General features: G+C 69.3%; 19 protein-coding genes. 8 read left to right on the top strand and 11 right to left on the bottom strand.

What is annotated here, in order from left to right:
* Positions 1-42: 42 nt before the first annotated feature.
* Positions 43-957 (bottom strand): SMP-30/gluconolactonase/LRE family protein, encoded by a 915-nt coding sequence (locus BIX52_RS13245; protein WP_075221523.1) that lies wholly within the window; start codon positions 955-957, stop codon positions 43-45.
* A gap of 36 nt (positions 958-993) precedes the next feature.
* Positions 994-1,380: a GFA family protein gene (locus BIX52_RS13240; protein ID WP_075221522.1), complete on the bottom strand. Its 387-nt coding sequence runs from the start codon at positions 1,378-1,380 to the stop codon at positions 994-996.
* Between the two features lie 137 nt (positions 1,381-1,517).
* Here BIX52_RS13240 and BIX52_RS13235 point away from each other — a divergent pair, with 137 nt between their 5' ends.
* Positions 1,518-3,236 carry an ABC transporter ATP-binding protein gene (locus BIX52_RS13235; protein ID WP_108676571.1) on the top strand — a complete coding sequence of 573 codons (1,719 nt, stop codon included), beginning with the start codon at positions 1,518-1,520 and terminating at the stop codon, positions 3,234-3,236.
* An 89-nt stretch (positions 3,237-3,325) separates the two neighbouring features.
* Here the strand turns inward: BIX52_RS13235 and BIX52_RS22865 are convergent, their stop codons facing one another.
* A complete protein-coding gene (locus BIX52_RS22865) occupies positions 3,326-3,529 on the bottom strand; it encodes a hypothetical protein (protein ID WP_139312766.1) in 204 nt (67 codons plus the stop codon).
* A 237-nt stretch (positions 3,530-3,766) separates the two neighbouring features.
* On the opposite strand from BIX52_RS22865, the gene BIX52_RS13230 reads away from it, so the two are divergent.
* From BIX52_RS13230 to BIX52_RS13215, 4 genes are all read left to right on the top strand, one after another.
* Positions 3,767-4,300 (top strand): hypothetical protein, encoded by a 534-nt coding sequence (locus BIX52_RS13230; protein ID WP_075221520.1) that lies wholly within the window; start codon positions 3,767-3,769, stop codon positions 4,298-4,300.
* Between the two features lie 10 nt (positions 4,301-4,310).
* Positions 4,311-4,802: a phage holin family protein gene (locus BIX52_RS13225; RefSeq protein WP_083660233.1), complete on the top strand. Its 492-nt coding sequence runs from the start codon at positions 4,311-4,313 to the stop codon at positions 4,800-4,802.
* Positions 4,799-6,556 (top strand): DUF3618 domain-containing protein, encoded by a 1,758-nt coding sequence (locus BIX52_RS13220; RefSeq protein ID WP_075221519.1) that lies wholly within the window; start codon positions 4,799-4,801, stop codon positions 6,554-6,556. The genes BIX52_RS13225 and BIX52_RS13220 overlap by 4 nt, the downstream gene beginning before the upstream one ends.
* A 242-nt stretch (positions 6,557-6,798) precedes the next feature.
* Positions 6,799-8,685, top strand: a complete 1,887-nt coding sequence (locus tag BIX52_RS13215) for a mechanosensitive ion channel family protein (RefSeq protein ID WP_075221518.1) — start codon at positions 6,799-6,801, stop codon at positions 8,683-8,685.
* An 87-nt stretch (positions 8,686-8,772) separates the two neighbouring features.
* On the opposite strand, the gene BIX52_RS13210 is transcribed toward BIX52_RS13215, so the two are convergent.
* On the bottom strand, positions 8,773-9,006 hold the full coding sequence (locus BIX52_RS13210; RefSeq protein ID WP_139312765.1) for a hypothetical protein: 234 nt from the start codon (positions 9,004-9,006) through the stop codon (positions 8,773-8,775).
* A 143-nt stretch (positions 9,007-9,149) separates the two neighbouring features.
* Between BIX52_RS13210 and BIX52_RS13205 the strand changes: the two genes are divergently transcribed.
* Positions 9,150-10,097, top strand: a complete 948-nt coding sequence (locus tag BIX52_RS13205; protein WP_108676564.1) for a dihydrodipicolinate synthase family protein — start codon at positions 9,150-9,152, stop codon at positions 10,095-10,097.
* Between the two features lie 226 nt (positions 10,098-10,323).
* On the opposite strand, the gene BIX52_RS13200 is transcribed toward BIX52_RS13205, so the two are convergent.
* The 5 genes from BIX52_RS13200 to BIX52_RS13180 all read right to left on the bottom strand — a co-directional run bounded on the left by BIX52_RS13200 (position 10,324) and on the right by BIX52_RS13180 (position 19,774).
* Complete coding sequence (locus BIX52_RS13200) at positions 10,324-11,991, bottom strand: TolC family outer membrane protein (protein WP_083660232.1); 1,668 nt, start codon at positions 11,989-11,991, stop codon at positions 10,324-10,326.
* An 82-nt stretch (positions 11,992-12,073) separates the two neighbouring features.
* Positions 12,074-13,399 (bottom strand): HlyD family type I secretion periplasmic adaptor subunit, encoded by a 1,326-nt coding sequence (locus BIX52_RS13195; protein ID WP_083660231.1) that lies wholly within the window; start codon positions 13,397-13,399, stop codon positions 12,074-12,076.
* Positions 13,396-16,842 carry a type I secretion system permease/ATPase gene (locus BIX52_RS23480; protein ID WP_205647818.1) on the bottom strand — a complete coding sequence of 1,149 codons (3,447 nt, stop codon included), beginning with the start codon at positions 16,840-16,842 and terminating at the stop codon, positions 13,396-13,398. Before BIX52_RS23480 ends, BIX52_RS13195 begins: the two co-directional genes overlap by 4 nt.
* Positions 16,843-16,950: 108 nt before the next feature.
* Positions 16,951-18,171 carry a capsule biosynthesis protein gene (locus tag BIX52_RS13185; RefSeq protein WP_157956255.1) on the bottom strand — a complete coding sequence of 407 codons (1,221 nt, stop codon included), beginning with the start codon at positions 18,169-18,171 and terminating at the stop codon, positions 16,951-16,953.
* Positions 18,172-18,658: 487 nt separating this feature from the next.
* Positions 18,659-19,774, bottom strand: coding sequence for an alkene reductase (locus tag BIX52_RS13180; protein ID WP_075221606.1), 1,116 nt, complete (start codon positions 19,772-19,774; stop codon positions 18,659-18,661).
* Positions 19,775-19,990: 216 nt separating this feature from the next.
* On the opposite strand from BIX52_RS13180, the gene BIX52_RS13175 reads away from it, so the two are divergent.
* Positions 19,991-21,781 (top strand): IlvD/Edd family dehydratase, encoded by a 1,791-nt coding sequence (locus tag BIX52_RS13175; RefSeq protein ID WP_108676563.1) that lies wholly within the window; start codon positions 19,991-19,993, stop codon positions 21,779-21,781.
* 167 nt (positions 21,782-21,948) lie between these two features.
* Positions 21,949-22,890: a 2-dehydro-3-deoxygalactonokinase gene (locus BIX52_RS13170; protein WP_211098179.1), complete on the top strand. Its 942-nt coding sequence runs from the start codon at positions 21,949-21,951 to the stop codon at positions 22,888-22,890.
* Between the two features lie 279 nt (positions 22,891-23,169).
* Here the strand turns inward: BIX52_RS13170 and BIX52_RS13165 are convergent, their stop codons facing one another.
* On the bottom strand, positions 23,170-23,415 hold the full coding sequence (locus BIX52_RS13165; protein WP_075221511.1) for a hypothetical protein: 246 nt from the start codon (positions 23,413-23,415) through the stop codon (positions 23,170-23,172).
* A gap of 262 nt (positions 23,416-23,677) precedes the next feature.
* The gene (locus tag BIX52_RS13160; RefSeq protein ID WP_075221510.1) at positions 23,678-24,385 is read right to left on the bottom strand and encodes a phosphoadenylyl-sulfate reductase; all 708 of its coding nucleotides are present in this window, start codon (positions 24,383-24,385) and stop codon (positions 23,678-23,680) included.
* Between the last annotated feature and the right edge of the window lie 41 nt (positions 24,386-24,426).

Here is a 24,426-nt window from a genome sequence, read left to right as displayed (position 1 = left end):
CCCCTGCCTGTCGCCGCCGCTTAGGCCGCCATCCGCGCCGGGTCAGACCGGGTAGGGCATCCCGTTCGTGGCGAGGTATGTGGCGTAGAGCGAGGTGGTGCCGCAGATGTAGAGCCGGTTGCGCTTTTGCGTCCCCCAGCACACGTTCGCCACCACCTCCGGCACCTTGATCTTGCCGATCAGCGCGCCGGACGGGTCGAAGCAGTGCACCCCGTCGCCCGCGCTGGACCAGATGTTGCCGTACTCGTCCAACCGGAAGCCGTCGAACAGGCCATAGTCGCAGGTGGCGAACACCTCACCGCCGGACAGCGCGCCGTCGTCCACGGAGAAGCGGCGGATATGGCGCGGACCGTCCGGCACGTGGCTGAGGCCGGTGTCGGCGATGTAGAGCATCGAGTAGTCCGGCGAGAAGGCGAGGCCGTTCGGCTTCACGAAGTCCGTCGCCACCGCCGCCAGCGCGCCCGACGCCGGGTCGAACCGGTAGACGTATGACGCGCCGATCTCCGACACGGCGCGCGCCCCCTCATAGTCCTTGTCGATCCCGTAGGTGGGGTCGGTGAACCAGATCGACCCATCCGCGTGGACGACGACGTCGTTCGGCGAATTGAGGCGCTTGCCGTCGTAGCGGTCGGCGAGGATGGTGATGGAGCCGTCGTGCTCGGTACGGGTGACGCGCCGGCCAGAATGCTCGCACGTGACGAGCCGCCCCTGGGCGTCGCGCGTGTTGCCGTTGGCGTGGTTGGAGGGCGAGCGGAAGAGGCTGACGGTCTCGCTCCCCTCGTCGTAACGCAGCATCCGATTGTTGGGGATGTCCGAGAAGACGAGGCTGCGCATGCCGGCGAAATAGGCCGGGCCCTCCAGCCAGCGCCCGCCGGTCCACAACATGTCCAGCGCGCAGTTGCCGAGGATCAGCTTGCGAAAGGCGGGGTCGAAGATTTCCAGATGATCCTGGATCATGGGCAGTCCTCCATCGTCGTTTGTTTTTATGGCGGCTCAAGGCCGGTTGCGCTCGTATTGCTCTGCGCCGGGAAGGGGGGCGAGCCAAGCCGCACGCCGGTCGACCCAAAGCTCGAACGTTGGGATGAGGCCGGACGCATCGTCGAGCGCACCCAGACGCACCTCGGCATCGGGATCTCCGTCCATCGTGGCGAAGAGGGGCGTGCCGCAGCGGGGGCAAAAGTGCCGGTGATCCGTCGTCTCGCGCCAAGAGGCGGTCGTGCCGGTGACGGTGAGGGCGGCCAGGCCCACGACCATGTAGGCCATGAAAGGTCCGCCCGTCTCGCGCTGGCAGGTGGTGCAGTGGCAAAGGCCCACCGCCTCGGGCTCCGCCGCCACGCTGAAGGTGACGGCGCCACAATTGCATCGTCCTCGGCGCGCCATCCGCGGCACTCCCCCTTTGTGGCGGCCCGCGCGGCGCCTGCTGCAAGGCAGGGTCCGGCCGGCATCCGTTGCTCGCCGTCTCCGCGGCGCTTACACCGGGGCACCTTGCCCCACCTGCCGTCTCCGGTCACGCCATGATCTTGCGAAAGTTCTTCGCTTATTACGCCCCGTTCAAAGGCCTTTTCGTGTTGGACTTCGGCAGTGCCGTTCTGGCCGGACTCCTTGAACTCGCCTTTCCCATGGCCATCAAGGTCTTCATCGACCGGCTCCTTCCGGCGGGCGACTGGCCGCTCATTCTCCTCGCGGCGGGCGGGCTCCTGGTCGTCTACCTCTTCAACGGGGCGCTGATGGCGGTTTGCACCTATTGGGGGCACATGCTCGGCATCAACATCGAGACCGAGCTGAGGCGCCGCGCCTTCGACCACCTGCAGAAGCTGTCCTTCTCCTTCTACGACAGCGCCAAGACCGGGCACCTGACCGCGCGCGTGACGAAGGATCTGGAGGAGGTGGGCGAGCTTGCCCACCACGGGCCGGAGGAGATCTTCCTCGCGGTGATGACGTTCGTCGGCGCGCTCATCCTGATGCTCTCGGTCAACGTGGAGCTGGCGCTGATCGTGGCGGCGATCGTTCCCTTCATCGGCTGGCTCACGATGGCCGTCGGAACGCGCATGACGAACAATTTCCGCCGCCTGTTCCGCAGCATCGGCGCCTTCAACGCACGGCTGGAGGAGAATATCGGCGGCATGCGCGTGGTGCAGGCCTTCGCCAACGAGGCGCACGAGACCCGTCTCTTCGCCGCCGACAACGCGCAATATCGCACCATCAAGCTGCGCGCCTACCGTCTGATGGCGGTGAACACGGCCATGTCCTATCTCGGCCTCAGGCTGATCCAGCTCATCGTGATGGTGGCGGGCACGTGGTTCGTCATCGCGGGCGAGCTGACCGCGGGCGGCTTCGTCGGCTTCTTGCTGCTGGTGACGGTGTTCTTCAAGCCGATCGAGCAGATCAACCGCGTGATGGAGATGTATCCGAAGGGGATCGCCGGCTTCCGCTCCTACCTCGATCTTCTGGCCATTGCGCCGGACATCACCGACCGGCCCGGCGCCAAGGACGCGCCGCCGCTGAAGGGGGACATCCGCTTCGAGGGGGTCGATTTTTCCTACACGCGCGGTCTTCCGGTGCTGAAGGGGATCGACCTGACCATCAACTCCGGGGAGACGGTGGCCTTCGTCGGCCCCTCCGGCGCGGGCAAGACGACCATCTGCTCGCTGCTGCCCCGTTTCTACGAGCCGCAGGCCGGGCGGATCCTCGTCGACGGGATCGACGTGCGCGACATGACCACCGCGTCGCTCCGCCGGCAGATCGGCATCGTCCAGCAGGACGTGTTCCTGTTCGCCGGGACGATCCGCGAGAACGTGGCCTATGGGCGTCTCGGCGCCAGCGAGGCGGACATCGAAGCGGCGGTGCGCGCGGCCCGGATCGAGGACATGGTGGCCGCGCTGCCGGACGGCCTCGACACGGTGATCGGCGAGCGCGGTGTGAAGCTGTCCGGCGGGCAGAAGCAGCGCCTCGCCATCGCGCGCATCTTCTTGAAGGACCCGCCCATCCTGGTGCTGGACGAGGCGACCTCGGCGCTGGATTCGGAAACCGAACGGCAGATCCAGGCGTCGCTGGCGGCGCTGTCGGAGGGGCGCACGACCCTGGTCATCGCCCACCGTCTGGCCACGATCCGCGGGGCGGATCGCATCGTCGTGGTGACGCCGGCCGGTGTGGCGGAGGAGGGCCGCCATGCGGATCTGATCGCGCGCGGCGGGGTCTATAGCCGCCTGCACCGCACGCAATTCGCCGCCGAATAGAACGGCGCCGCCGGTTCGCCGCCGCGGTCGCCGGCGCCACCGCCGCCCGCGATAATGAACGCGGCGGGCAGCCTGCCCCGCCGTATATCTCACCCGCACCCGGTGACGCCGCCGAGGCCGCCGTGAGGTGCCACGCCTTCCATCCTGCATGCGGTGCTGCCCCGCCGATGTCGGCCGTCGCTTTCATCCGCGATCACATTGGGAACGAAATCCGCTTTTCCAGATTTCTCCGCTGATAGGGGGAGAGGTGCGGCCGTGCGTATGCCGGCTGCCGATGCGATGTCGAAGGACATGATCTTTTGTCCATAACCCCACTCCCTACGGAACCGCGCCACGGGCCGCGACGTTCAAGACATAACTGTCTCGCGAAATGAACGAAAAGGAGAAAGCCGGTGCATAGCCTCATCTATTTGGTCGGCTTGGTTGTGGTGGTCCTCTTCATTCTCAGCCTGTTGGGCCTCGCCTAAACCGTCCCGGCTCATCCTAGCCACATCTTGGCATTGCCAGACAAAGCCTGAGGAGCAGCTCCAATGTCGACGAAAGAGAACTTCGAGCGTGAGGCCCAGTCCGCCAGCGACAAGCTGCACGAGGCCTCCGACACAATCAAATCGTCCGCCCACGAATATGCGGACGAAGCCAAGCGGACCGCCAACGCCTATGCCGAGCAGGGCATGGCGACCGCGGCCGGACGGCTCAACGATTTCGCGTCGGCCGTGCGCCGCGCATCCGACGAGCTGAACCAGCGCGATCAGGATTTCGCCGCGCGCCTCGTCTCCCACGCCGCCTCGAGCCTCGAGGACATCGCCAGCTCGGTGTCGCACACCTCGATGGACGAGGTCGTCACGTCGGTGAAGGGTTTCGCCCGGCGCAACCCGGCCGTCTTCGTCGGCGGTGCGGTTCTGGCGGGTCTTGCGGCAGGACGCTTCCTGCGCGCCAGCGGCGAGCGGCCGCATTATCCGCCGACCGGGCAGGCAGCGCCGCACACCGGCTACACGCCGCCCGCATCCTACACGCCGCAGGCGGCCCGTCCGCCCGTCGCCCCCGCCAACTCCACCCCGAAGTGAGGCGCCATCCATGACCTATCATGCCCCTCACCGCCCCGACGAGCCGAGCGCGATGGCCGAGGCCCTTGCCCATACCCGCTCGCTGCCGGACCTTCTGACGAAGCTTTTCCGCGACGTCTCCGATCTCTTCCGTAAGGAAGGGGAGCTGATCCGCTCGGAGATGCACGACAAGGTGAACCAGCTTCAGATGGGCGTCGGCAAGATTGCCGCCGGTGCCATCGTCGTCCTGGTCGCGCTGATCGTTCTGACCCAGGCGCTGGTGGTGGCCGTTGCCAACCTCATCACCGCCGTGGCTGCGAGCGGTGCCGAGAACACCGCCGCCGACGTGGTGGCCGCCAACACAGGCTGGGCCTCTCTCATCGTCGGCGCCATCTTCGCGGCCGTCGGTGCGTTCCTGATCCGCTCGGGCACGACCGACCTCAATGTCGAAAATCTCACGCCGGACCGCACGGCCCTCCAAGTGCGCCGCGACGCCGAGCTTGCGAAGGAGCAGATGCAATGAGCCGTTCCACCACGCAGATCGAGCGCGAAGTCGAGGCCCAGCGCTACGAGGTCGAAGAGACCCTCGACGCTTTGCGCGCCAAACTGTCGACCGCCAACATCGTCGACAGCGTCACCCGGTCCTTCACCTCCGCCGGAGGCCAGGGCGGCGAGTTCCTGAACAATCTCGGCCGGCAGGTGAAGGAGAACCCGCTGCCGATCGCGCTGACCGGAGTCGGGCTGGCCTGGCTCCTGATGAGCCAGAACAAGAAGCCTGCGCCTCTTTATGCCGGTAGCCCGACGGCCCAGGTCGCCTATGACCGCGCCCGCTTCGCCGCGGACGAGGCCCGCTTCGGCGCCGAATACGCCATTGCGCAGCTGAAGTCCGGCGCTTACGCCATGCGCGGCACGGCGACGGCGGCCGGGATCGGCGCCTACGACCGGGCCCGCTACGCGGCCGATGAGGCGCGTCACGGCGCCCAGTACGCCGCCGCCCAGCTTCGTGCGGGTGCCTATTCGGTGCGCGACACGGCCGCCTCCGCCGGGCAGAGCGCCTATGACCACGCGCGCTACGCGGCGGACGAGGCGAAGTACGGCGCCCAATATGCCGCCGCGCAACTGCGGTCCGGTGCCTACGCCATGCGTGCTGCCGCCCACGGGGCCGGGCAGAGCGCCTACGACCACGCCCGCTTCGCCGCCGACGAGGCCAAGCACGGCGTCGACTACGCGGCCGCGCAGCTGAAGTCCGGGGCCTATGCGGTGCGTGACACGGCCGCCGTGGCCGGTGCCCGTGCCTACGACCAGGCCCGCTTCGCCGCTGACGAGGCCAAGCACGGCGCTCAGTACGCGGTCGGCCAGCTGAAGGCGGGGGCCTATGCGGTGCGCGACGCCGCCGCCGCCGCGGGCGCCGTCGCCTATGACCGCGCGCTTTATGCCGCCGACGAGGCGCGTCACGGCGCGGAATATGCGGTGTCGCAGCTCAAGGCCGGCGCCTACTCGGCCAAGGCGGCCTCCCGCCAGGCCTACGACCAGGCCCGCTTCGCCGCCGACGAGGCCAAGCACGGCGTCGAATATGCGGCCGGTCAGCTGAAGGCGGGGGCCTACGCCGTCTCCGCGTCCACCAAGGAGACCGCGCGGGCGGCCTACGATCAGGCCAAGTTCGCTGCGGACGAGGCGCGGCACGGTCTCGCCTATGCCGGCGACCAGTTGAAGGCCGGCGCCTACGCCGTGAGCGACGCTGCGACGGCGGCGCTCGACACGATCTACGACCACGCCCGCTTCGCCGCCGACGAGGCGCGCCACGGCCTCGACTACGCCAACGCGCAGCTCAAGTCCGGTGCCTATGCGGTGTCGGATGCGGCGTCCTACGCCTACTACAGCGCCCGTGACGCGGCCTACGAGGCGGCCGACCACGCCGCCTATTATGGCCGCCGCGCCAAGCGCAACGTGGTCGACTTCGTCACCGAGGAACCGCTGGCGGCCGCCGCCATCGGCATCGCCGCGGGCGCTTTGATCGGCGCGCTGCTCCCCTCGACCCGTGTCGAGGACGAGTATGTCGGCCCTTATCGCGACACGCTGCGCGATGAGGCGATGGACTTCGCGGCGCAGCAGGCCGAGCGGGCCGAGCGCGCCGCCGAGGCCGCAGTCTATGCAGCCGAGAAGTCGGCCAAGGAGGAGGGTCTCCTGCCGCAGGACGACGGCAAGACCGTCGCCGAACGGGCCGAGCACGTGGTCGACGAGGCCAAGAAGGCGGCAAAGGAAAAGGCGAACGTCTGAGGACGCCGCTGCCCGGCGATGCTGGGATCGAGAAGAGGGAAGGGGCGCTTCGGCGCCCCTTTTTTCGTGCGCGGATCGCGGCGAGAGCCTGCGACCGGGACGATCATCGGAACGATCACCGCCGATCTGCCGTTGGCTGAGCGAGCACGTGTGGTCTCGAAGGGGGAACCCGGCGGACCGCCCCCAGGGCTGCGCCCGGACATGGTGCCGCGCCCCCGACCCCGAACCGACGAGGACAGAGGATGACGCGAGGCCGCTTCGCCGCCATACTCATCTTAGCGAGCGCCATCGGCATCGGCGCCTTGGTCAATACCGCCGCCGCGCAAAGCTCGGAGAATGACGGCGGTCCGACCTTCCGCATCGACGTGTTGAACGGCGGTCTGCCCGCCGCACCCGAAATCCTGGATCTCACGACCCCGCGCTCGGCGATGGAATCCTTCGTCAGCGCCGTGAACCGGTCCGACTTCGCCGCCGCCGCCCATGTGCTCGACCTCTATTTCGTCGACGAGGAGGAGCAGCGCACGGTGGGCCCGCGCCTTGCCGAGCAACTCTCCTTCGTTCTGAAGCGCAAGATCCCCGTGGACTTCGGCCGCCTGCCGGATCGGCCGGACGGCATGGACACGACGGGCAGCGACCGCGAGCCGATGGTGGGCACCGCGCGCAAGAGCCTGCAACTGGGCACGCTGGACCTTCCGTCGTGGCCGGTCACCGTGCGCCTCAACCGTGTCCAAGTCGGCGACCAGGACCCCGTGTGGGTGATCGCGCGCCAAAGCGTCGAGCATATTCCCGGCCTTTATGCCCGGTACGGCCCGACCGCGTTCGAGCGGGCGCTGCCGGAGGTGCTGCGGGCCGAAACCTTCGCCGGCATCCTCCTTTGGGAGCTGATCGCGATCCCCCTCCTGGCGGTTTTCGCGATCGCGTCCGCGTGGCTGACGTGGACGGTGATGTCGAAGGTGGCGCAGCGCATTCCGATCGCCGGGGTGGCGGCGGCGATCTGCCGGGGACGTCTGCCGACCGCGCTCTTCGTGATCGGCGTCCTTCTGCAGATCACGGTGACGTCGCTGTTCGAGTTTTCCGCGGCGACCGATGCGACGATCTCGGTCATCTTCTGGATCCTCATCATCGCGGCGCTGGTGTACGGGGTCTCGCGGACGCTGGACACGATCATCGACTTCACGTCGAACCGCTATCTGTCCAACATCGACACGCCGGAGAACACCAGCGCGCGCCAGTGGTACACGAACCTGTCGGCCGCCAAGCGCATCGGCGTCATGTTTGTGGTGGTGGTGGGGCTGGCGGTCGCCTTCTCCTCGCTGCGGGTCTTCTCCAACTTCGGCATGTCGCTTCTGGTCTCGGCCGGTGTGGCGACGGCGATCTTCGGCCTCGCGGCGCAGACGGTCCTGGGCAACATCCTCGCCTCGCTGCAACTGGCGCTGGCCAAGCCCATCCGCATCGGCGACGCGGTCTATTATGACGACCATTGGGCCTATGTGGAGCAGATCAACTACACCTATGTGCAGCTGCGGACCTGGGACCTGAAGCGGTTCATCGTCCCGGTGAAGCACTTCGTCTCGAACCCGTTCGAGAATTGGACGATGGCCGAGCCCAAGATGATCCTTCCGGTGCTTCTGAAGCTCGATCACTGCACCGACGTCGAGGAGCTGCGCCAGGTGTTCCAGCGCTTCGCCGCCGAGGACGAGGAATGGTCCGAGGGCGAGGAGCCGAAGGTTCAGGTTATCGACCATGACGAGGAGTCGATGTCCGTGCGCTTCTATTGCACGGCGAACAACCCCACCGCGGCGTGGGACCTGCACTGCCGCATGCGCGAAAAGCTGCTGGCCTATCTTCGCGACAAGGGCGCGCCGCAGGTCCTGCCGCATACGCGTCTCTCGATCATCGCGAACAACGCGGCGGGCACCGGCGATGTTGGCGACATGAGCGACACGGGCGGCGACACGGGCGACGGGCGCGAGACGGACGGCGACGGCGGGAGGGACACCGCCCTTCGCCGTGCCGACGACGTGAACGAGGAGACTCGCAAGAACGCGCAGCGCCCCGGCGGCGGGCCAGACACGATCAAGCGGTCGGCCGAGGACGCCGACGGAGAGGACCTCGACGCCGCCGAGTAGCGGGCGTCACGAGAGCCGCGGTGGGCCGGGGCGCGCCGCGGCGGGTCGGACGGCGCGCGCGGCCGCGGTGGTGCGCCGGTCCCGGCCTCACCGGTAGAGGTTCCGGCCGTGGCCTTTGGTGACGAACATTTCGCGGTCTCCAGTGAGGATCCAGACCAGCTCGTCGATATTCGAGATCATCTGGTCCGCGGAGGCGCGGGCCAGGGAGCGCGGGGGCGAGCCAGCCCGAAGCTCGATCATGGCCTGGCGGCAGTGTCCGAGACGGGCGACGACGGTGTCGCGGTCGACGAAGGGGAGTGAGCGGCGTGTCATGCTGACCATGAACCACATGTTCCGCATTTGTTCTAGATGCGATTTGGCCATGGCGCCATTTTGACCATGCTGCCGCTGGAGGCTGGCTTTGAGCGCGCCATGGGGGCATGGTAGGTGGCAAAATATGTGATGATCGTCTCAGGAGGAAACAGGTGGCTCATCGTTTGACGGAGGAGGCGCGCGGCGTCTTCATCATTTCGGCAACTCCGTTTCTCGACGACGGCGCCATCGACCACGCCAGCATCGACCGGCTGACCGACTTCTACCTGTCGACCGGAGTCGACGGCATCACCATCCTCGGCATGATGGGCGAGGCCCCGAAGCTGACGGGTGCGGAGTCCGAGGCGGTGCTGAAGCAGGTGCTGCGCCGGGTGGACGGGCGCGTTCCGGTGGTCGTCGGCGTGTCGCAGGCCGGGTTCGACAACATGTTCGCCCTGGCGCGCACGGCGATGGACGAGGGCGCCGCCGGCGTGATGGTCGCTCCCAACGCGGCCGCCAAGACCGAGAGCAACGTCATCTCGATGTTCGAGTCGATCGGCAAGAGCCTGGGCGACACGCCGATCGTCTATCAGGACTTCCCGCTCACCACGAACATGCCGATTTCGCCGGGCGGCTTCGTCACCCTGGCCGAGGCCGTGCCGACGGTGGTGATGCTGAAGCACGAGGACTGGCCGGGCCTGCCGAAGCTGACGACGATCCGTCAGACGTCGGAGAAGCGCGGCACGCGGCGGGTGTCGATCCTGTGCGGCAATGGCGGGCTCTATCTGCCGCAGGAGCTGGGCCGCGGCGCCGACGGTGCGATGACCGGCTTCGCCTATCCCGAGATGCTGGTGGAGGTGGTGAGGCGTCACCATGCCGGCGACGTCGACGGGGCCGAGGACGTGTTCGACGCCTACCTCCCGCTGGTGCGTCACGAGCAGCAGCCGGGCTACGGCCTCGCGGTGCGCAAGGAGATTTTGCGCCGGCGCGGCATCATCACCTCCGCGGCCACTCGCGCTCCCGGCCCCAAGCTGGACCCGTTCGGCCACCAGGAGCTGACGCGCCTGATGGACCGCCTCTCGCGCCGCCTGGACGGGCGGATGGCCACCGCCGCGCAATAAGCGCGGCGGCCGGACATGGGCCGCGCCCCGTTGCGCGGCGGCCTGAAAGCGGCCGCGCAACGGGGCGCGGGCTCGAGTGGACGGCCCGGCAGGGGGGGGCGTTGAAAGAGCCGGCCAGGCGTCGCTGATGCAAGGTGAGGCCCGGCCAGGAGAAGGCCCTACTCAGCACCGCCGATCCGAGGACGCGGCGGGTGGGGACAGCGGCGGGCGAGCCGGGGCGCCGGCGTCAGCGGCCGTCCGGGGTGCGAAGGCCCGCCCAGCGGTCGGCGACGGCGGTATAATGCTCGGCCGGGTCGTAGCGCGGTACCGCGAGGCCCAGAACCGAGGGGTCGAGCTGGCCGAGTTCACGCAGAAGCTGGAAGCCGGCGGCATCGCGCTGCCGCTCCGCCTCCGCCTCGATGATCTGCACCCGGATCAAATCGCGCTGCGCATCCAGGACGTCGACCGTCGTGCGCTGGCCCACTCGCAGCTCCTCCAGGATCCCGTTCACCGCGCGCTGGGCGACGCCGATGGACCGGCGCGCCGAGTCCAGCGCCTCAAGGGCCGTGCCGTAGGCCGCCCACGCCGAGGCGATGTCCGATCGCGTCTCGTTGCGCGCCACGTCCACCCCGATGCGCGCGCTGCCCAGTGATTCCTTCGCCTGCCGCACCCGCGCCGAGACGCCGCCGCCCTGGTAGATCGGCACGGACACGTTCACCCGCACCTCGGCCGACTCGGTGCGGTCGGCGCTGCTGGTGCCGGCCTGCACGCCGACGCGCCCGGTCAGGCTCACCGTCGGCAGCCTCTCGCCCTCCAGCGTGCTCACCTGAAAGCTCGCCGCGTCCACCTCGTGCATCGCCAGTTGAATGTCGGGATTGTTCGTCTGGCCCTGCGTCAGCGCCTCGGACAAGGACTGCGGGACGAGGTGGCTGAGGTCGATGTCGAGCTTCAGGTTGCCGGGGTCGACATTGCTGAACTCGCGAAAACGGGCCTCTGCGGCGCGCGCCTGGGCGCTCTCCTGCAGGAGCAGCGACTCCACTTCGCCGAGCCGCGCCGTCGCCTGGTCGACGTCCGTGCGCGTGCCCTCGCCGAACCGCTGGCGGTCGCTGGCGGCGCCGATCTGCTCGCGCAGGAAGTCCACCTCGCGCCGGCGCAGCACCTCGCCCCGGCGGAAGCGGCGCACGTCGAGGAACGCCACCGCCGTCGCCAGGATCACGTCCTGCTCGGTCGCACGCAGGCGCTGCCGCTCGGCCTGCACCCCGGCATGGGCGGCGCGGGTCGCGTTGCGCGTGCGGAAGCCGCGGAAGAGGGGCTGCGTGACCTCCAGCGCCACGATGCCGTCCGGCCGGTCGTCCGTCACCGTTCCCGAGCCCGTGGAGGTCGGCACGTTGACGTTGCGCTCGGTTCCGAGCCCTCCATTGGCGGTCAGCGCGATCGTCGGCCGGTTCAGCGACTTGGCGATCGCCACCTCCTCGTCGGCCGCGCGCAGGTCGGACCGGGCGCGGTTGATCACGGGGTTGGTCTGGTAGGTGGAGCGGAACGCGTCCGAGAGCCGGCCCGCGGTCTCCACGCCGTCGCGGGGCGGCGCGGGGGAGGTGAGGGAGGCGGGGGAACGCACGGCGCCCGGCGGCACCGGGTCGTCGTAGCGGACGAGGGGGTCGCGATCGTCCGGCATCGGGTGGACGGTGACGCTGGTGCGCGCCTCCATCAGCTCCGTCTCGGCCGTCGCGGGGGCCGCGATGGTGGGGGAGTGCAAGGACTGGGGGGCAACGAAAAATTGGGCGCTGGAGGTCACGGCGGCGGACGAGGACAGGTCGGCTGACTCGATGGCCGCCAGTTGAGGTCCCGGTCCGGACGCGCGCGGCCCGCACGAGGCGACGCCCACAGCAATCAGGCAAAGGAGTGAGACACGCATAAAACCGCCTTCAAAAGACGGCCTTAGGGTGAATGGGCATGGTTAACGGGGCGCTAACCCCGCGGCGGCCGGGGCGTTATCCTCAGCTTTCGGTAAACGTGATGTGCGCCGCGTTGATGAGGGGTTCGATCAGGTAGTCGAGCACCGTGCGCGAGCGGGTCTGGATATAGACCTCGGTCGGCATGCCCGGCACCAGGACGGCGTTGCCGAGTTTCTCGCGCTCGCTCTGCGGCAGGGTGATGCGGCTGGAGAAGTAGGGCTGGCCGGTGGACTGGTCGATCGTGCGGTCGGCGGAGATGCTGCTCACGGCGCCCTTCAGCCGCGGGGTCGTGCGGCTCGGCAGGCCGCTGAAGAGAACGTCCGCCTCCTGGCCGATCGACACCTCGTCGACGTTGATGGGGGCGATGCGCGCCTCGATGACGAGGTCGTCGCTCTGCGGCACGATCTTCATGAGGAGGCCGCCCGGCGCCACCACGCCGCCGATGGTGCTGACGGCGCTTTCGTGGACGATGCCGCCGACCGGGGCGCGGATGGCGACGCGGCTGAGCTCGTCATCGGCGGCGACGTTGCGTTCCGACAGGGTGGCGATCTCGGTCTGCAGGTCGGAGATTTCGGACAGCACGGTGCGCTGAAACTCGGTCTCGATCTGGAGCACCTGGACGCGGATTTCGGCGATGCGCCCACGCGCGGCGGCGATGCGGGCGACGAGGTCGCCTTCCTCGCCGCGCAGCCGGGTAGCTTCGCGCCGCCGCTCGGTCACCCGCGCGCGCGGGACGAGGTCGCGCCGTTCGAGCTGGGTCAGGTCGTCGAGCTCTGCGGTGACGAGTTCGATCTCGTCGCGCTTGGCGCCGAGCTGGGCCTCCATGCCGCCGATCTGCTGCTCGAGCTGGGCGATCTGCTCGCTGAGTTGGGCCGTCTGGCCGTCCAGCGTCGCGCGGCGGACGCGGAAGACGGAGCGCTGGCCGTCCAGAAGCTCGGCGACAAGCGGCTCGTCCGCGCGCTCCAGCAGGGTGGGGGCGAAGGTGATCGCGTCCGACTCGTCGCGTTCGGCGGCGAGGCGGTCCATGCGGGCGTTGAGGGCGGTGAGCTGGGCGGCGACGAGATCGCGTCCGGCGCGCGGCTGCGTGTCGTCGAGTTCGACGAGGAGGTCGCCGGCGGCGACCCGGTCGCCGTTCTCCACGTAGATGGCGGCGACGATGCCGCCTTCTCGGTGCTGGATCTCCTTCACGCGGCTGTCGACGGCGACGACGCCTGAGGAGACGACGGCGCCGGAGACGTTGGCGACGGCGGCCCATCCGCCGAAGCCGAAGACGAGGGCGGCTGCAGCGATGGCGCCGAGGCGCAGGTAGCGCCCTGTGGAGACGGCGAAGATGGGCGTGTTCGGATCGTCCTCGGCGGCCATGCTCATTCAGCCGCCTCCGGCTTGCCGGCCGGGCCGTGCGGGGAGGCCGGTTTCACGGCAGGCACCGCCTCGCGCGGACGGGCCGTTGTGGCAGCCGTGACGTGCGGTGCCGCACCGCCGGCCACACCCGTGCGGCCTGGCGTATCGGCGTTGCGGGACGCGGTGGCGCTGCTGACTTCGGACGCTTCGCCGGGCGCATCGGAGTCGCCGTGGACGCTGGTGTTGCTGGCCGCGGTGGTGTTGCCGGACGCGTCGGCGTTGCGGACCGCGGACGCTTCGCCGGGCGTGTCGGCGTTGCCAGGCGCAGCAGTGTAGACGGGGGTAGCGGCATGGCCGGGCGATGGGGGTGGGGTGGACTGCGTGGCGTCGGGAGCGGGCGCCACATCGGCGCACAGCGCCGCGGTGTAGGCGGAGAGGTAGGGGGACAGGGCGTCCGGCTGCCAACCCACCGCGGTGGGGGCGGTCTGCGCGTCTGGCGCTGCAGAGGCATGATTTGCGGGCCGTTCGGGCGGCCAGCGGGTTTGCGGCGTGAAGGGATCGTCGGCGGCCCAGTCGATCGGTCCGCGCAGGTCCTCCGGCGGACGAGGCGCCGCGCGAGGGCCGGGTGCATCGCCGGGGTCGAGGGCGAGCGGTTGGACGGGACGCGCGTCGCGGGCGGGCCGTGGCGCCGTCGCCGTGGCGGTTTCGGGCGCGGCCGGGGCGGGGCCCGGCCGGTTTTCGTCGAGGGCCTCGTCGTCGGTGGGGATCAGCCACGCCTTGTCCGGGCTGCGGCGCCTGCGAAGGCGCAGCGGAGGCGTGGAATGATGCACGCTGTCGGTCGCAGATGATGCGGCGACGGGCGCCGTGGGGGCGGCCTGCGAACTCGCGCCCTGCCTTTCCGTGCCGGTCGCGGGCGCCTCCGCCGCAATCGGCCCCGGAGAGGACGGCTCGACTTCGGCAGATGCGGTTCCGGTCGGCTTGGTTTCGGCCGTCATTGTTTCAGCCGGCACTGTTTCGAGCGGCCTTGTTCCGGTCGACGCTGTTTCGGGCAGCCCTGTCTCGGGCGTCCGGAGCGCGGTCGCCGGGGCGCCCGATGGCTCGGTTGCGGGCGGCGCCGCGGGGGCAGTGGCCGTTGCGCTCGGCTGCGGGATTGGGGTCGGCGATAGAGGCCGCTCGGGCGCGGTCGAGGTCATCGTCGCCGGGGCAGCGCCGCCGTCAGTCGTTGCCGGTTCGGCGGGCGAGGTGGCATCGGCCTGCGGGACGGGCGAGGTTTCCTCGCGCGGCGGGCCGGCCGCCGGCGGAGTGGCCGCCGGAGCTGGGGCGACGGGCTCTGCTGTGGCGGCGACGTCGTTGGAGCGGAGCGCCGTTGCAGCGACCGGGGCGGCGGTCGGCGCAGGCGTTGCGGCAGGTGGTGGGGCGAACGGCGCGACGGCCTGCATCACTGTCGCCGCGGAAGTGCCGTAGAAATTCGGGATCGGATGAAGCACGGGTCCGCGTGAGGGCGCGGCGGCGGCTGCGGAGGACGGCACGGCGGCAGACGGCGCGGCGGAAGACGGTGGTGCGCTGTGGACGAGCGCGAGGCCGGACGCCTCGCCGCCACCGGCAAAACGTGGCTGCGGGCGGGCCGTGGTACCGGGGCCCGTCGCGGCCACCCCGCCCACCGGCACGCTGCCGGGCATCCCACACCCGTGCATCCCACCGCCGCGGACCGGAGCGCCCGAAAACGGGGCGCCGGGCATCATCATGGCCGAGGCGTAGGCGGGGGGAGCGGTCGGCGGCGGTGCGGAGACATCGGCCACCGGGCGGGTGACGCGGCTCAGCACCTCGTCGCGGGTGCCGAAGTCCTTCACGCGGCCGTCCGCCAGCATCATCAGGTGCCCACAACTGGCGACGGCCGAGGGACGATGCGCGATGACGATTGCGATGCCGCCACGCTCACGCACGGCGAGGATTGCGGTGCGAAGCGCCTCGTCACCCTCCGCGTCGAGGTTGGAGTTCGGCTCGTCCAGCACCACCAGGAACGGGTTCTTGTAGAGTGCGCGCGCCAGGCCGACACGTTGGCGCTGCCCGCCGGAAAGGGCCGCCCCCGCCTCGCCGATCATCGTGTTGTAGCCCTGCGGCAAGGACAGGATCAGCTCGTGCACCCCCGCCTGGCGCGCGGCGTCGACCACGTCGTCCGGCGCGAAGTCGGGGTCGAAGCGGGCGATGTTGTCGGCCACTGTGCCGGGGAAAAGCTCCACGTCCTGCGGCAGGTAGCCGATGTGCGCGCCCAGCGCCCCGGCCGGGTATTGGTTGATCGGCGCGCCGTCCAGCGTCACCGCACCGCGCACCACCGGCCATACGCCGACGACGGCCCGCGCCAACGTGGACTTGCCCGAACCCGACTTGCCGATGATGCCGAGCGCCTGCCCGGCGTCCAGGCGGAAGGCGACATCGCGCACGATGGGCGTCTGCGAGCCGGGGGCGATCACCGTGATCGTCTCGGCCGCCAGCGTTTTGGTGGGGGCCGGCAGCGCCATACGCTCGATGTCCTCCACCGCCTCCACCGTGGCGCTGAGCCGGCGGTAGGACTGCCGCGCGCTGAGGAATTGGCGCCAGTTGCCGACCGCCGATTCCACCGGCTGAAGCGCACGGCTCATGATGATCGAGGCGGCGATCATCGCGCCCGGCGTGATATATTGATGAACCGCCAGATATGCGCCGAGGCCCAAGACCGCCGACTGCAGGCCGAGCCGGAACACCTTGGTGATGACGCTGGACGTCGACACGATCTCCGCTGCCCGGCCGTTGGCGCGCAGGAAGGCGCGGTTGACGCTGCGCCAGACCGAGCCCAGCCCGTCCAGCATCCCCATACCGCGCACGACTTCCGCATTGCGCCGCGTCGCCTCGGCAAAGCGCGACCGGCGCAGCCCCGCGGTGTTGGACTGGGCGACGGCGCTGCGCGCGGTCCTGTCGGTGATGATGGCGATGGCGAGGAGGATCAGCGCGCCCGCGGTCGCCAGCAGGCCGAGCGCGGGGTGGATGAGGAAGACGACGGCGAGGTAGATCGGCATCCACGGCACGTCGAACAGCGCGGTCATGCCGTTGGACGAGAAGAACTGGCGGAGCTGGTCGACATCGCGGATCGGCTGGGCCTGCTCGCCCATGGGGCCGAGCTTCATCGGCGCGTCGACATAGGTGGAGAAGGCGGTGTAGCCAACCTCATCGTCGATCGTATGGCCGACGCGGATGAGGATGCGCTGGCGCACCAGGTCCAGGATCGCCATGAAGACGTAGAGGATGACGACGATCGCCGACAGGGCGACCAGGGTCGGCACGGAGCCCGACGCGAGCACCCGGTCGTAGATCTGCAGCATGTAAATCGGCCCCGTGAGCATCAAGAGGTTCACGAGGCATGAAAAGAGCGCCACGCCGATCAAAGCGGACCGGGCGGCCTTTAAAATACGCGACTGTAACGATGTGCCGGACATTAAAACCCACTCCACGCGAGCCTGTGGCCGACGAACCGTAGCACCGAACGCATGTGCGGCACGAATCGCGGCGGACCCCAGGTCCGCGCAATTTAGCGGATCGCGGCTTTACCGCACATTGACGCCCATGGCGCGCGCGCCTTCGAGGCGGGGTGGGGGCATCACGAACATGTCGCTGAGGCCGATCTCGGCCTTCACCCGGCGCACCACCTCGGCCGCGCCGACCTCCATTCCGAGCGGGTGATAGAAGCTGCCCTTGAGCTGGGTGGCCCGTGCCAGCGCCTTCACGAAGGTGGCGACATACTCCGTGTCGGGCTCTTTCGGGTCGCTCCAGAAGGTGTCCAGCGGCTGCTGATCGGTGAGGTCGGGCAGGTTGTAGACGGCGCTCCCCAGGGCCTTGGTCGGCCGTCCGGCCCGCAGCGCATAGAGCCCCACGGTGGAGTTCACCAGGATGACGCCGGCCGCGTTGTCGAGCATGTCCTGCAGCGACCCGGCGGCGATCATGCGGATGCGCCCGGTCAGGGCGTGCGTGCGCTTGATGCGCTTCAGCGTGTGGCGCCAGTTCTCCAGCCCGCTGTCCAGCGGATGGATCTTCACGAGAACGGACGTCTCCTTCGGCGCATGGGCCGCGAAGGAGGCGAACACCTCGTCGATGAATTCCGACAGCTTGCGGTAGGGGGAGTTGTCGCGGATCTGGTAGTCGACCTCGAGCTGCAGCGGCACCAGGAAGTAGGGTTTGTTGTTGGCCAGTATCCGCTCGAGCTGGCGCGGCGCGCGGTTGCGGGCGATCTGCCGGCGGACGAGCTGCGGGATCCACGCGGCGTACTCGCGCACGGGGCTCGTCGGCTTGTCGTCGTCGAAATGGCGGTAGACCAGCGAACCGGCCAGGCGCGAGAAGTTGTAGGCGACGTCGTGGAACGCCTCGTTGGTGAAGAGGTGCCGGTAGCGGATGACGTCGTCGATCGGCGGCGCGTCTGCGGCGATCCTCTCGATATGGGCGCGGTCGATGGGAAAGCGCGAGTAGCAGCCCATGCCGCCCGGCTCCAGCGTCAGCCAGTCGGGCCTGAGGTAGCCGTTTTCGATCGCGTAGGGCACGACGCCGACATCGCGCGCCACCCGCTCGGCCACCCGGTGGTAAGGCAGGCGGTCGGCGAAGTAGATCGTATCCGTGATGCCGTGCTCGGCGATGATCCGGCGCAGGAAGGGCTCGAACGCCTCCAGCCGGCCGCGGAAGGAGATGCCGCGCCCGCCCGCCAAAAGCCAGTCCCCCGCGTGCAGGAGGATCCGGGTGACGGGAATGCCGTCACCTTCCAGATGGCGCTCGAGCACGGAGAAGAATCTGGTTGGCGGGCCTTCAAGGAGCAGGACCCGCCGCGCAGAGGTTAGCGACATGACGGGATCGGACCTCGGACGACATTCACCCGTGTTGTCCAACGCCACGCCGTGCCGCTTTGCAAGACGTTTGAAGGTAAATAATTGAGCATACGGTTACCGCGCGCGCCTCGGGCCACGCGGTCCGGCGCGGGCGGCACCCTAGTGCGCGGCACCCGGCCGCGGGCTGATTTGGCTCAAATCGCCGCCTGCCGCGCGGAGATTTCCGGCCGAGGCGGGCGGCGTGATGCGCGGCCGGCGCGCCCGGCCGGTCGGCACAGGCCGCGCCGGCCGGCGAGGCGCTATGCGTTATGGGCAACGCAAGCGCACCTGCCTGTCCACAGGCTGTGACCGCCCGAACACGCGGACCGCGCCGTCTTCGAGCGGCGCGGTCCGTCCGTCGCAGCGATAGGGTCGTCGCAGCGGCTGGGGCGGCCGCAGTGGGTCAGGCGGTCGCAGCGGCGGGGGCGCGCGGATAGTCCGTATAGCCCTTCGCGCCAGCGCTATAGAAGGTGGACGGGTCGGGCGCGTTCATCGGCAGGTCGTGGGCAAGCCGGGTGACGAGGTCGGGGTTGGCGATGAACGGCCGCCCGAAGGCCACCAATTCGCCCTTGCCCGCTGCGAGATCCGCCTCGGCACGGGCCGCATCGTACCCGCCCGAAAGGATGATCGTGCCGCCGAACGCGCCGCGGATGGCATCCTTGATCGACTGCGGAACCTCCGGCGCGCCCATCGCCGAATGATCGACGATATGGATGTAGGCAAGGCCGAGGCTGCCGAGTTCGGCCGCGAGCTGCGTGAACTGCGCGTCCTCCCCGTCGTGGTGGCCGAGCCCGTTGAAGGCGCCGTAAGGGGAGAGGCGGATGCCGGTGCGCCCCGCACCGATCGCGTCGGCGGTGCGGCGGGCGACCTCCACGGCGAAGCGGTTGCGTGCCTCGGCCGAGCCGCCCCAGCCGTCGGTCCGCTGATTGGTGATCGGGTTCAGGAATTGGTCGATGAGGTAGCCGTTCGCGCCGTGCAGCTCCGCACCGTCGATTCCGGCGGCGACCGCGTTCTTCGCGGCGCTCACGAAATCGTCGATCGCGGCATGAATCTGCGCTTCGGACATGGCGTGCGGGGCGGGGTGCGGCTGCGGGCCCTCCTCGTCGGTGTACATCTCACCGGGCGCGGCGATGGCCGAGGGGGCGACACCCACACCACCGTCCGGCAGGTTGAGCGGGTGGAAGATGCGCCCCGAGTGCATGAGCTGCATGAAGATCTTGGCCGGGCCGGAACGGTGCACCGCGTCCGCCACTTTGCGCCAGCCGGCCACCTGTGCGTCGCTGTAGATGCCGGGGATGCGCGGATAGCCGAGCCCGTTGCGCCCGGGCGCCACGCCTTCGGTGATGATGAGGCCGGCGTCCGCGCGGGCGCCATAATATTCGGCCATCAGGTCAGTCGGGATGTTGCCCTCGGCCCGGCGGGTGGCGCGCGAGCGGGTCATCGGCGCCATGACGACACGGTTGGCGAGCGGGATACCCGCCAGATCGAACGACGAGAAAAGGTGCGGATAGGGCGGCATCGGGATCTCCATTCAGCCGTTCAACCACGGTGTGCGGGGCTGAAGTGGGGCGTCCGGAGGCGAATGCAATAGCAACAAATGTCGTGGCACACATTCCGGTTTGCACGACCTTCACAGGCCGCGGCGGCGCGCAACTTGCGCGAACGCATCCGCTAATTGGTTGTGCGAGTCCTGGTCCGGGTTTAGTGAAATTCCAACTTCTGGGGGATTCTGTCCGTGGCCGACACATCAAAAAAACTACGCAGCCGCGCTTGGTTCGACGACCCGTCCGACCCGTCCGCGACCGCACTATATCTCGAGCGGTATCTGAACTGGGGTCTGACCCAGGAAGAGCTGCAGTCCGGCAAGCCCATCATCGGCATCGCGCAGACCGGCTCGGACCTTTCGCCCTGCAACCGGCCGCATATGGAGCACGCCAAGCGCATCCGCGAGGGTATTCGCGAGGCGGGCGGCATCGCGCTGGAATTTCCTGTCCATCCCATCCAGGAGACCGGCAAGCGGCCGACCGCGGCGCTCGACCGCAATCTAGCCTATCTCGGCCTCGTCGAGGTGCTGTTCGGCTACCCGCTGGACGGCGTGGTGCTGACGATCGGCTGCGACAAGACCATGCCCGCCTGCCTGATGGCGGCGGCCACGGTGGACATTCCCGCGATCGCCTTCTCCGCCGGGCCGATGCTGAACGGCTGGTACAATGGTAAGCGCACGGGCGCGGGCACCATCGTCTGGGAAGCGCGCCGGCTGCTCGCCGCGGGCGAGATCGACTACGAGGGCTTCATCGACCTCGTGGCGTCCGGTTCACCGTCGCCCGGCTACTGCAACACCATGGGCACGGCGACGACGATGAACTCCCTTGCCGAGGCGCTGGGCATGACGCTGCCGGCCCAGGCGGCGATCCCGGCCCCGCACAAGGAGCGGGGGCAGATGGCCTACCGCACCGGCCTTCGCATCGTCGACATGGTGAAGGAGGACCTGAAGCCGTCCGACATCCTCACCAAGGAGGCGTTCGAGAACGCGATCGTCATCAACTCGGCGATCGGCGGCTCGTCCAACGCGCCGATCCACATCAACGCCATCGCCAAGCACATCGGCGTGGAGCTGTCGCTGGCCGATTGGGAGCGTTGCGGGCTGGACATTCCGCTGCTGGTGAACCTGCAGCCGGCGGGCGAATATCTCGGCGAGGACTATCACCACGCGGGCGGCGTTCCCGCGGTGGCGGCCGAGCTGATGCGCCACGGCAAGCTGCACGAGGGCACCATCACCGCCAACGGCAAGACCACGGGCGAGAACTGGAAGGCGGCGCAGAACAAGTGGCCCGACGTCATCCGCTCGTTCGACACCGCGCTGAAGCAGCATGCGGGCTTCCGCGTGATGAGCGGCAACCTGTTCGACGCGGCGATCATGAAGCTCTCGGTGATTTCGCCGGAGTTCCGCGAGCGCTACCTCTCGAACCCGGACGATCCGGACGCGTTCGAGGGCCGCGCCATCGTGTTCGACGGGCCGGAGCACTACCACCACGCGATCGACGATCCGGAGCTGAAGATCGACGCCACGTGCATTCTCTTCATCCGCGGTGCGGGTCCGGTGGGCTATCCGGGCGGCGCCGAGGTCGTGAACATGCGTGCGCCGGACTATCTCATCAAGGCGGGCGTCAACGAGCTGCCGTGCGTGGGTGACGGGCGGCAGTCCGGCACGTCGGGCACGCCGTCGATCCTCAACGCCTCGCCGGAAGCGGCGGTAGGTGGCGGTCTGGCACTCCTCAAGATGAACGACCGCGTGCGGATCGACCTGAAGAAGGGTACCGCCAACATCCTCATCTCCGACGAGGAGCTGGCCGCACGTAAGGCGGCGCTCGAAGAGGCGGGCGGCTTCCAATATCCCGAGCATCAGACCCCGTGGCAGGAGATTCAGCGCGGCTGCGTCGACCAGTTCAACGAGGGCATGGTGCTGAAGCCGGCGGTGAAGTATCGCAAGATCGCCCGCACCTTCATGCCGCGTCACAGCCACTGACGCGGATCGTCACCACGAAGGCGGCCCGTTCCGGTGGTCCGGGACGGGCCGGCCGTCGACCCTCCTTCCACGCGACGCCGCACCGCCGCTGATCGCGGCCGGGCGGCTCCCCCTCTGCCGAGAGCCACGACCATGACGAGACATCGGCGCCCGCTGGCGTCCCCGCTGTGCCCCGTGTCGGCCTCATGCTGATCGGCGTCGACTGGGGCACGACCCGGCTGCGGGCCTACCTGATCGGCGCGGACGGCTGGCCCGTCGCCCGCAAGGACAGCGACGACGGTCTTCTCAACGTCAAGGACGGCGACTTCGCCGGGGTGTTGGAGCGCACCGTCGGCCCCTGGCGGGAGGATGCGCCGGAGGACACGCCGGTGCTGTTGTCGGGCATGGTCGGATCCCGCCAGGGCTGGGTGGAGGCGCCTTATGTGGGCGTTCCGGCGACGGCCGAGGCGCTTGCGGCCCATTGCGCCACGGTGGAGACGCCGCTCGGCCTGGTGCGCATCGTTCCCGGAGTCGCCATCGGCCAGACGGTCCCGCGCGGGGGGCTTGCGCGCGGCGACGTGATGCGGGCCGACGTGATGCGCGGCGAGGAGACCGAGGTGATGGGCGCCTTGGAGGCGCTCGGCGGTGATGCCGGCACCTTCGTGCTCCCCGGCACGCACTCCAAGTGGGTGACGGTGGAGGGCGGCGCGATCACCGACTTCTCCACCTACATGACCGGCGAGATCTTCGCCGCCATGAAAAACCACACCATTCTGGGCAAGATGATGAGCCGCGATGAGGCGGACCGCGAGGCCTATCTCGGCGGTGTCGCGCGCGGTCTGGCGCTGGGGCCGGGCGGCGAGCTGATGTCGGCGTTGTTCGGCGTGCGTGTCGAGGGTCTGATGGGCCGCCTGCGCGAGGCGTCGGCGGCGAGCTATCTGTCGGGCCTTCTGATCGGCGCCGAGGTGGGGGCCGCGTCGCGGGGCGCATCGTCGGTCACCATCGTGGCGGCGGCGGCTCTGGCCGAGCGGTATGCGCGCGCGCTCGAGGTGGCGGGTGTCGAGGCGCGCGCCGCCCCGCCGGACACCGCCGCGCGGGGCCTGGCAAAGATCGCCGCCGCGCTGAGCTGACGGCCCCGCGCGCCGCTGACCTGCGAAAGAGGCCCGGAGCACAGACGACCGGCGAGAGGCTGGGCAACGCGCACCGGCGAGAAGTCAGGCGCCGAGCGCACGCGGGACAGTCGGAGCGTCGCACGCCGGCAAGTCACCGCACCCTAGCGGGAAAGCCAAGCACCGCGTTCCTGCGCTTCGTACAGGCCGGAGAGGCCGGAAGCGAGGACAGGCGCCGCACGTACGTGGGATACGGTGAAAGTCCCATCCGCGAGAAGCGGACGCCGCCGGTGAAAAGGGTTAGGCGCCGCGCTGCCAGCGGCGCATCAGGATATAGGCGACGCCCAAAGCGGCGACGGCGGCCACCGTGAACGGGGCCGCGAACAGGGTGACGGCGCGGTCCAGAGGGATCGCGCCGTGCTCGGCGAAGGCAAAGCCACCGCCTGCGGTGATCTGACGTACCGCCAACACGAGGGCGAAGACGTCGGCGGCGCAGACCGCCAGAAGAGCGGCCAGCCACGTGGATTCCGAACGCCATTTCGCCATCTGGGCCTCTCCCTCGTACGGGACGGCCTACGGTGCGGGGCCGTCCTTCCGATCGGACGCCGAACCGCGTTCGCCCGCAAGGCGACGCGCGGCAAACCCGTTTTCGCCCTTGGAATGGGGTGGACGAATGGCTGGGGCTGAACGGGCGGGCCTTGCGTGACGACCGGCCGGGCGGCGGGATTTTCACCGGCGGCTCGTAGCCGACCGGGCGGGAGGGAACGGCGGGCGGCGCGGTCGGCGCAGCGGTGTCAGCGCTGGGCGGTCAGCGCATCCAGTGGATGCCGCATTCCGTCTTGCCGGAGTCGCCCCAGCGGCCGGCGCGGGCGTCCTCGCCGGCGGCGACCCGCGCGGTGCAGGGGGCGCAGCCGATGGACGGATAGCCGTCCGCCACCAGCGGATGGCGCGGCAGATCGCGCGCGTCGATGTAGGCGTCGACATCCTCCTGCGACCAGGCGGCGATCGGGTTCAGCTTCACGTGCCGCCCGTCCGCCTCGATCACCGGCATCTGCCGCCGCGCGAAGGTCTGATGGCGCCGCCGCCCGGTGATCCACGCATCGTAAGGACGCAGCGCACGGGCCAGCGGATGCACCTTGCGGATGGCGCAGCAGGCGTCCTGATCGCGGGCGTGGAGCGTCCCGTCCGGGTCCTCCTTCGCCAGCGCCAGCGGCTCCGGGTAGAGGTCGATGATGTTGGTGAGGCCGAGGCGCTTCGCGATCTCGTCGCGGTAGCGCAAGGTCTCGTCGAAGTGTTTGCCGGTCTGCAGGAAGAGGACGGGCAGGTCCGGCTTCACCTCGGCGACGATCGACAGCATGGTGACGGAATCCGCCCCGAACGACGACACCAGCGCCATGCGTTCGGGGAAGAAGTGATAGGCCATGGTCCCGATCAACTCGGCCGGGGACAGTTCGCCGTAGCGGCGGTTGAGGTCGTCGGCACGGTCCTCGACCGAAAGTGTGCAGGTGTCGAGCATGGCGCTCTCCTCGGAAAGTCCGAAGAAAAGGCGGCGGGCAG

Origin of the sequence: Acuticoccus yangtzensis (assembly GCF_001927245.1) — a bacterium.
In the GTDB taxonomy this organism is placed as follows: Bacteria; Pseudomonadota; Alphaproteobacteria; order Rhizobiales; family Amorphaceae; genus Acuticoccus; species Acuticoccus yangtzensis.
Note: the sequence above shows the minus strand (reverse complement) of the source record. Positions and strands in the feature narration are given on the sequence as shown.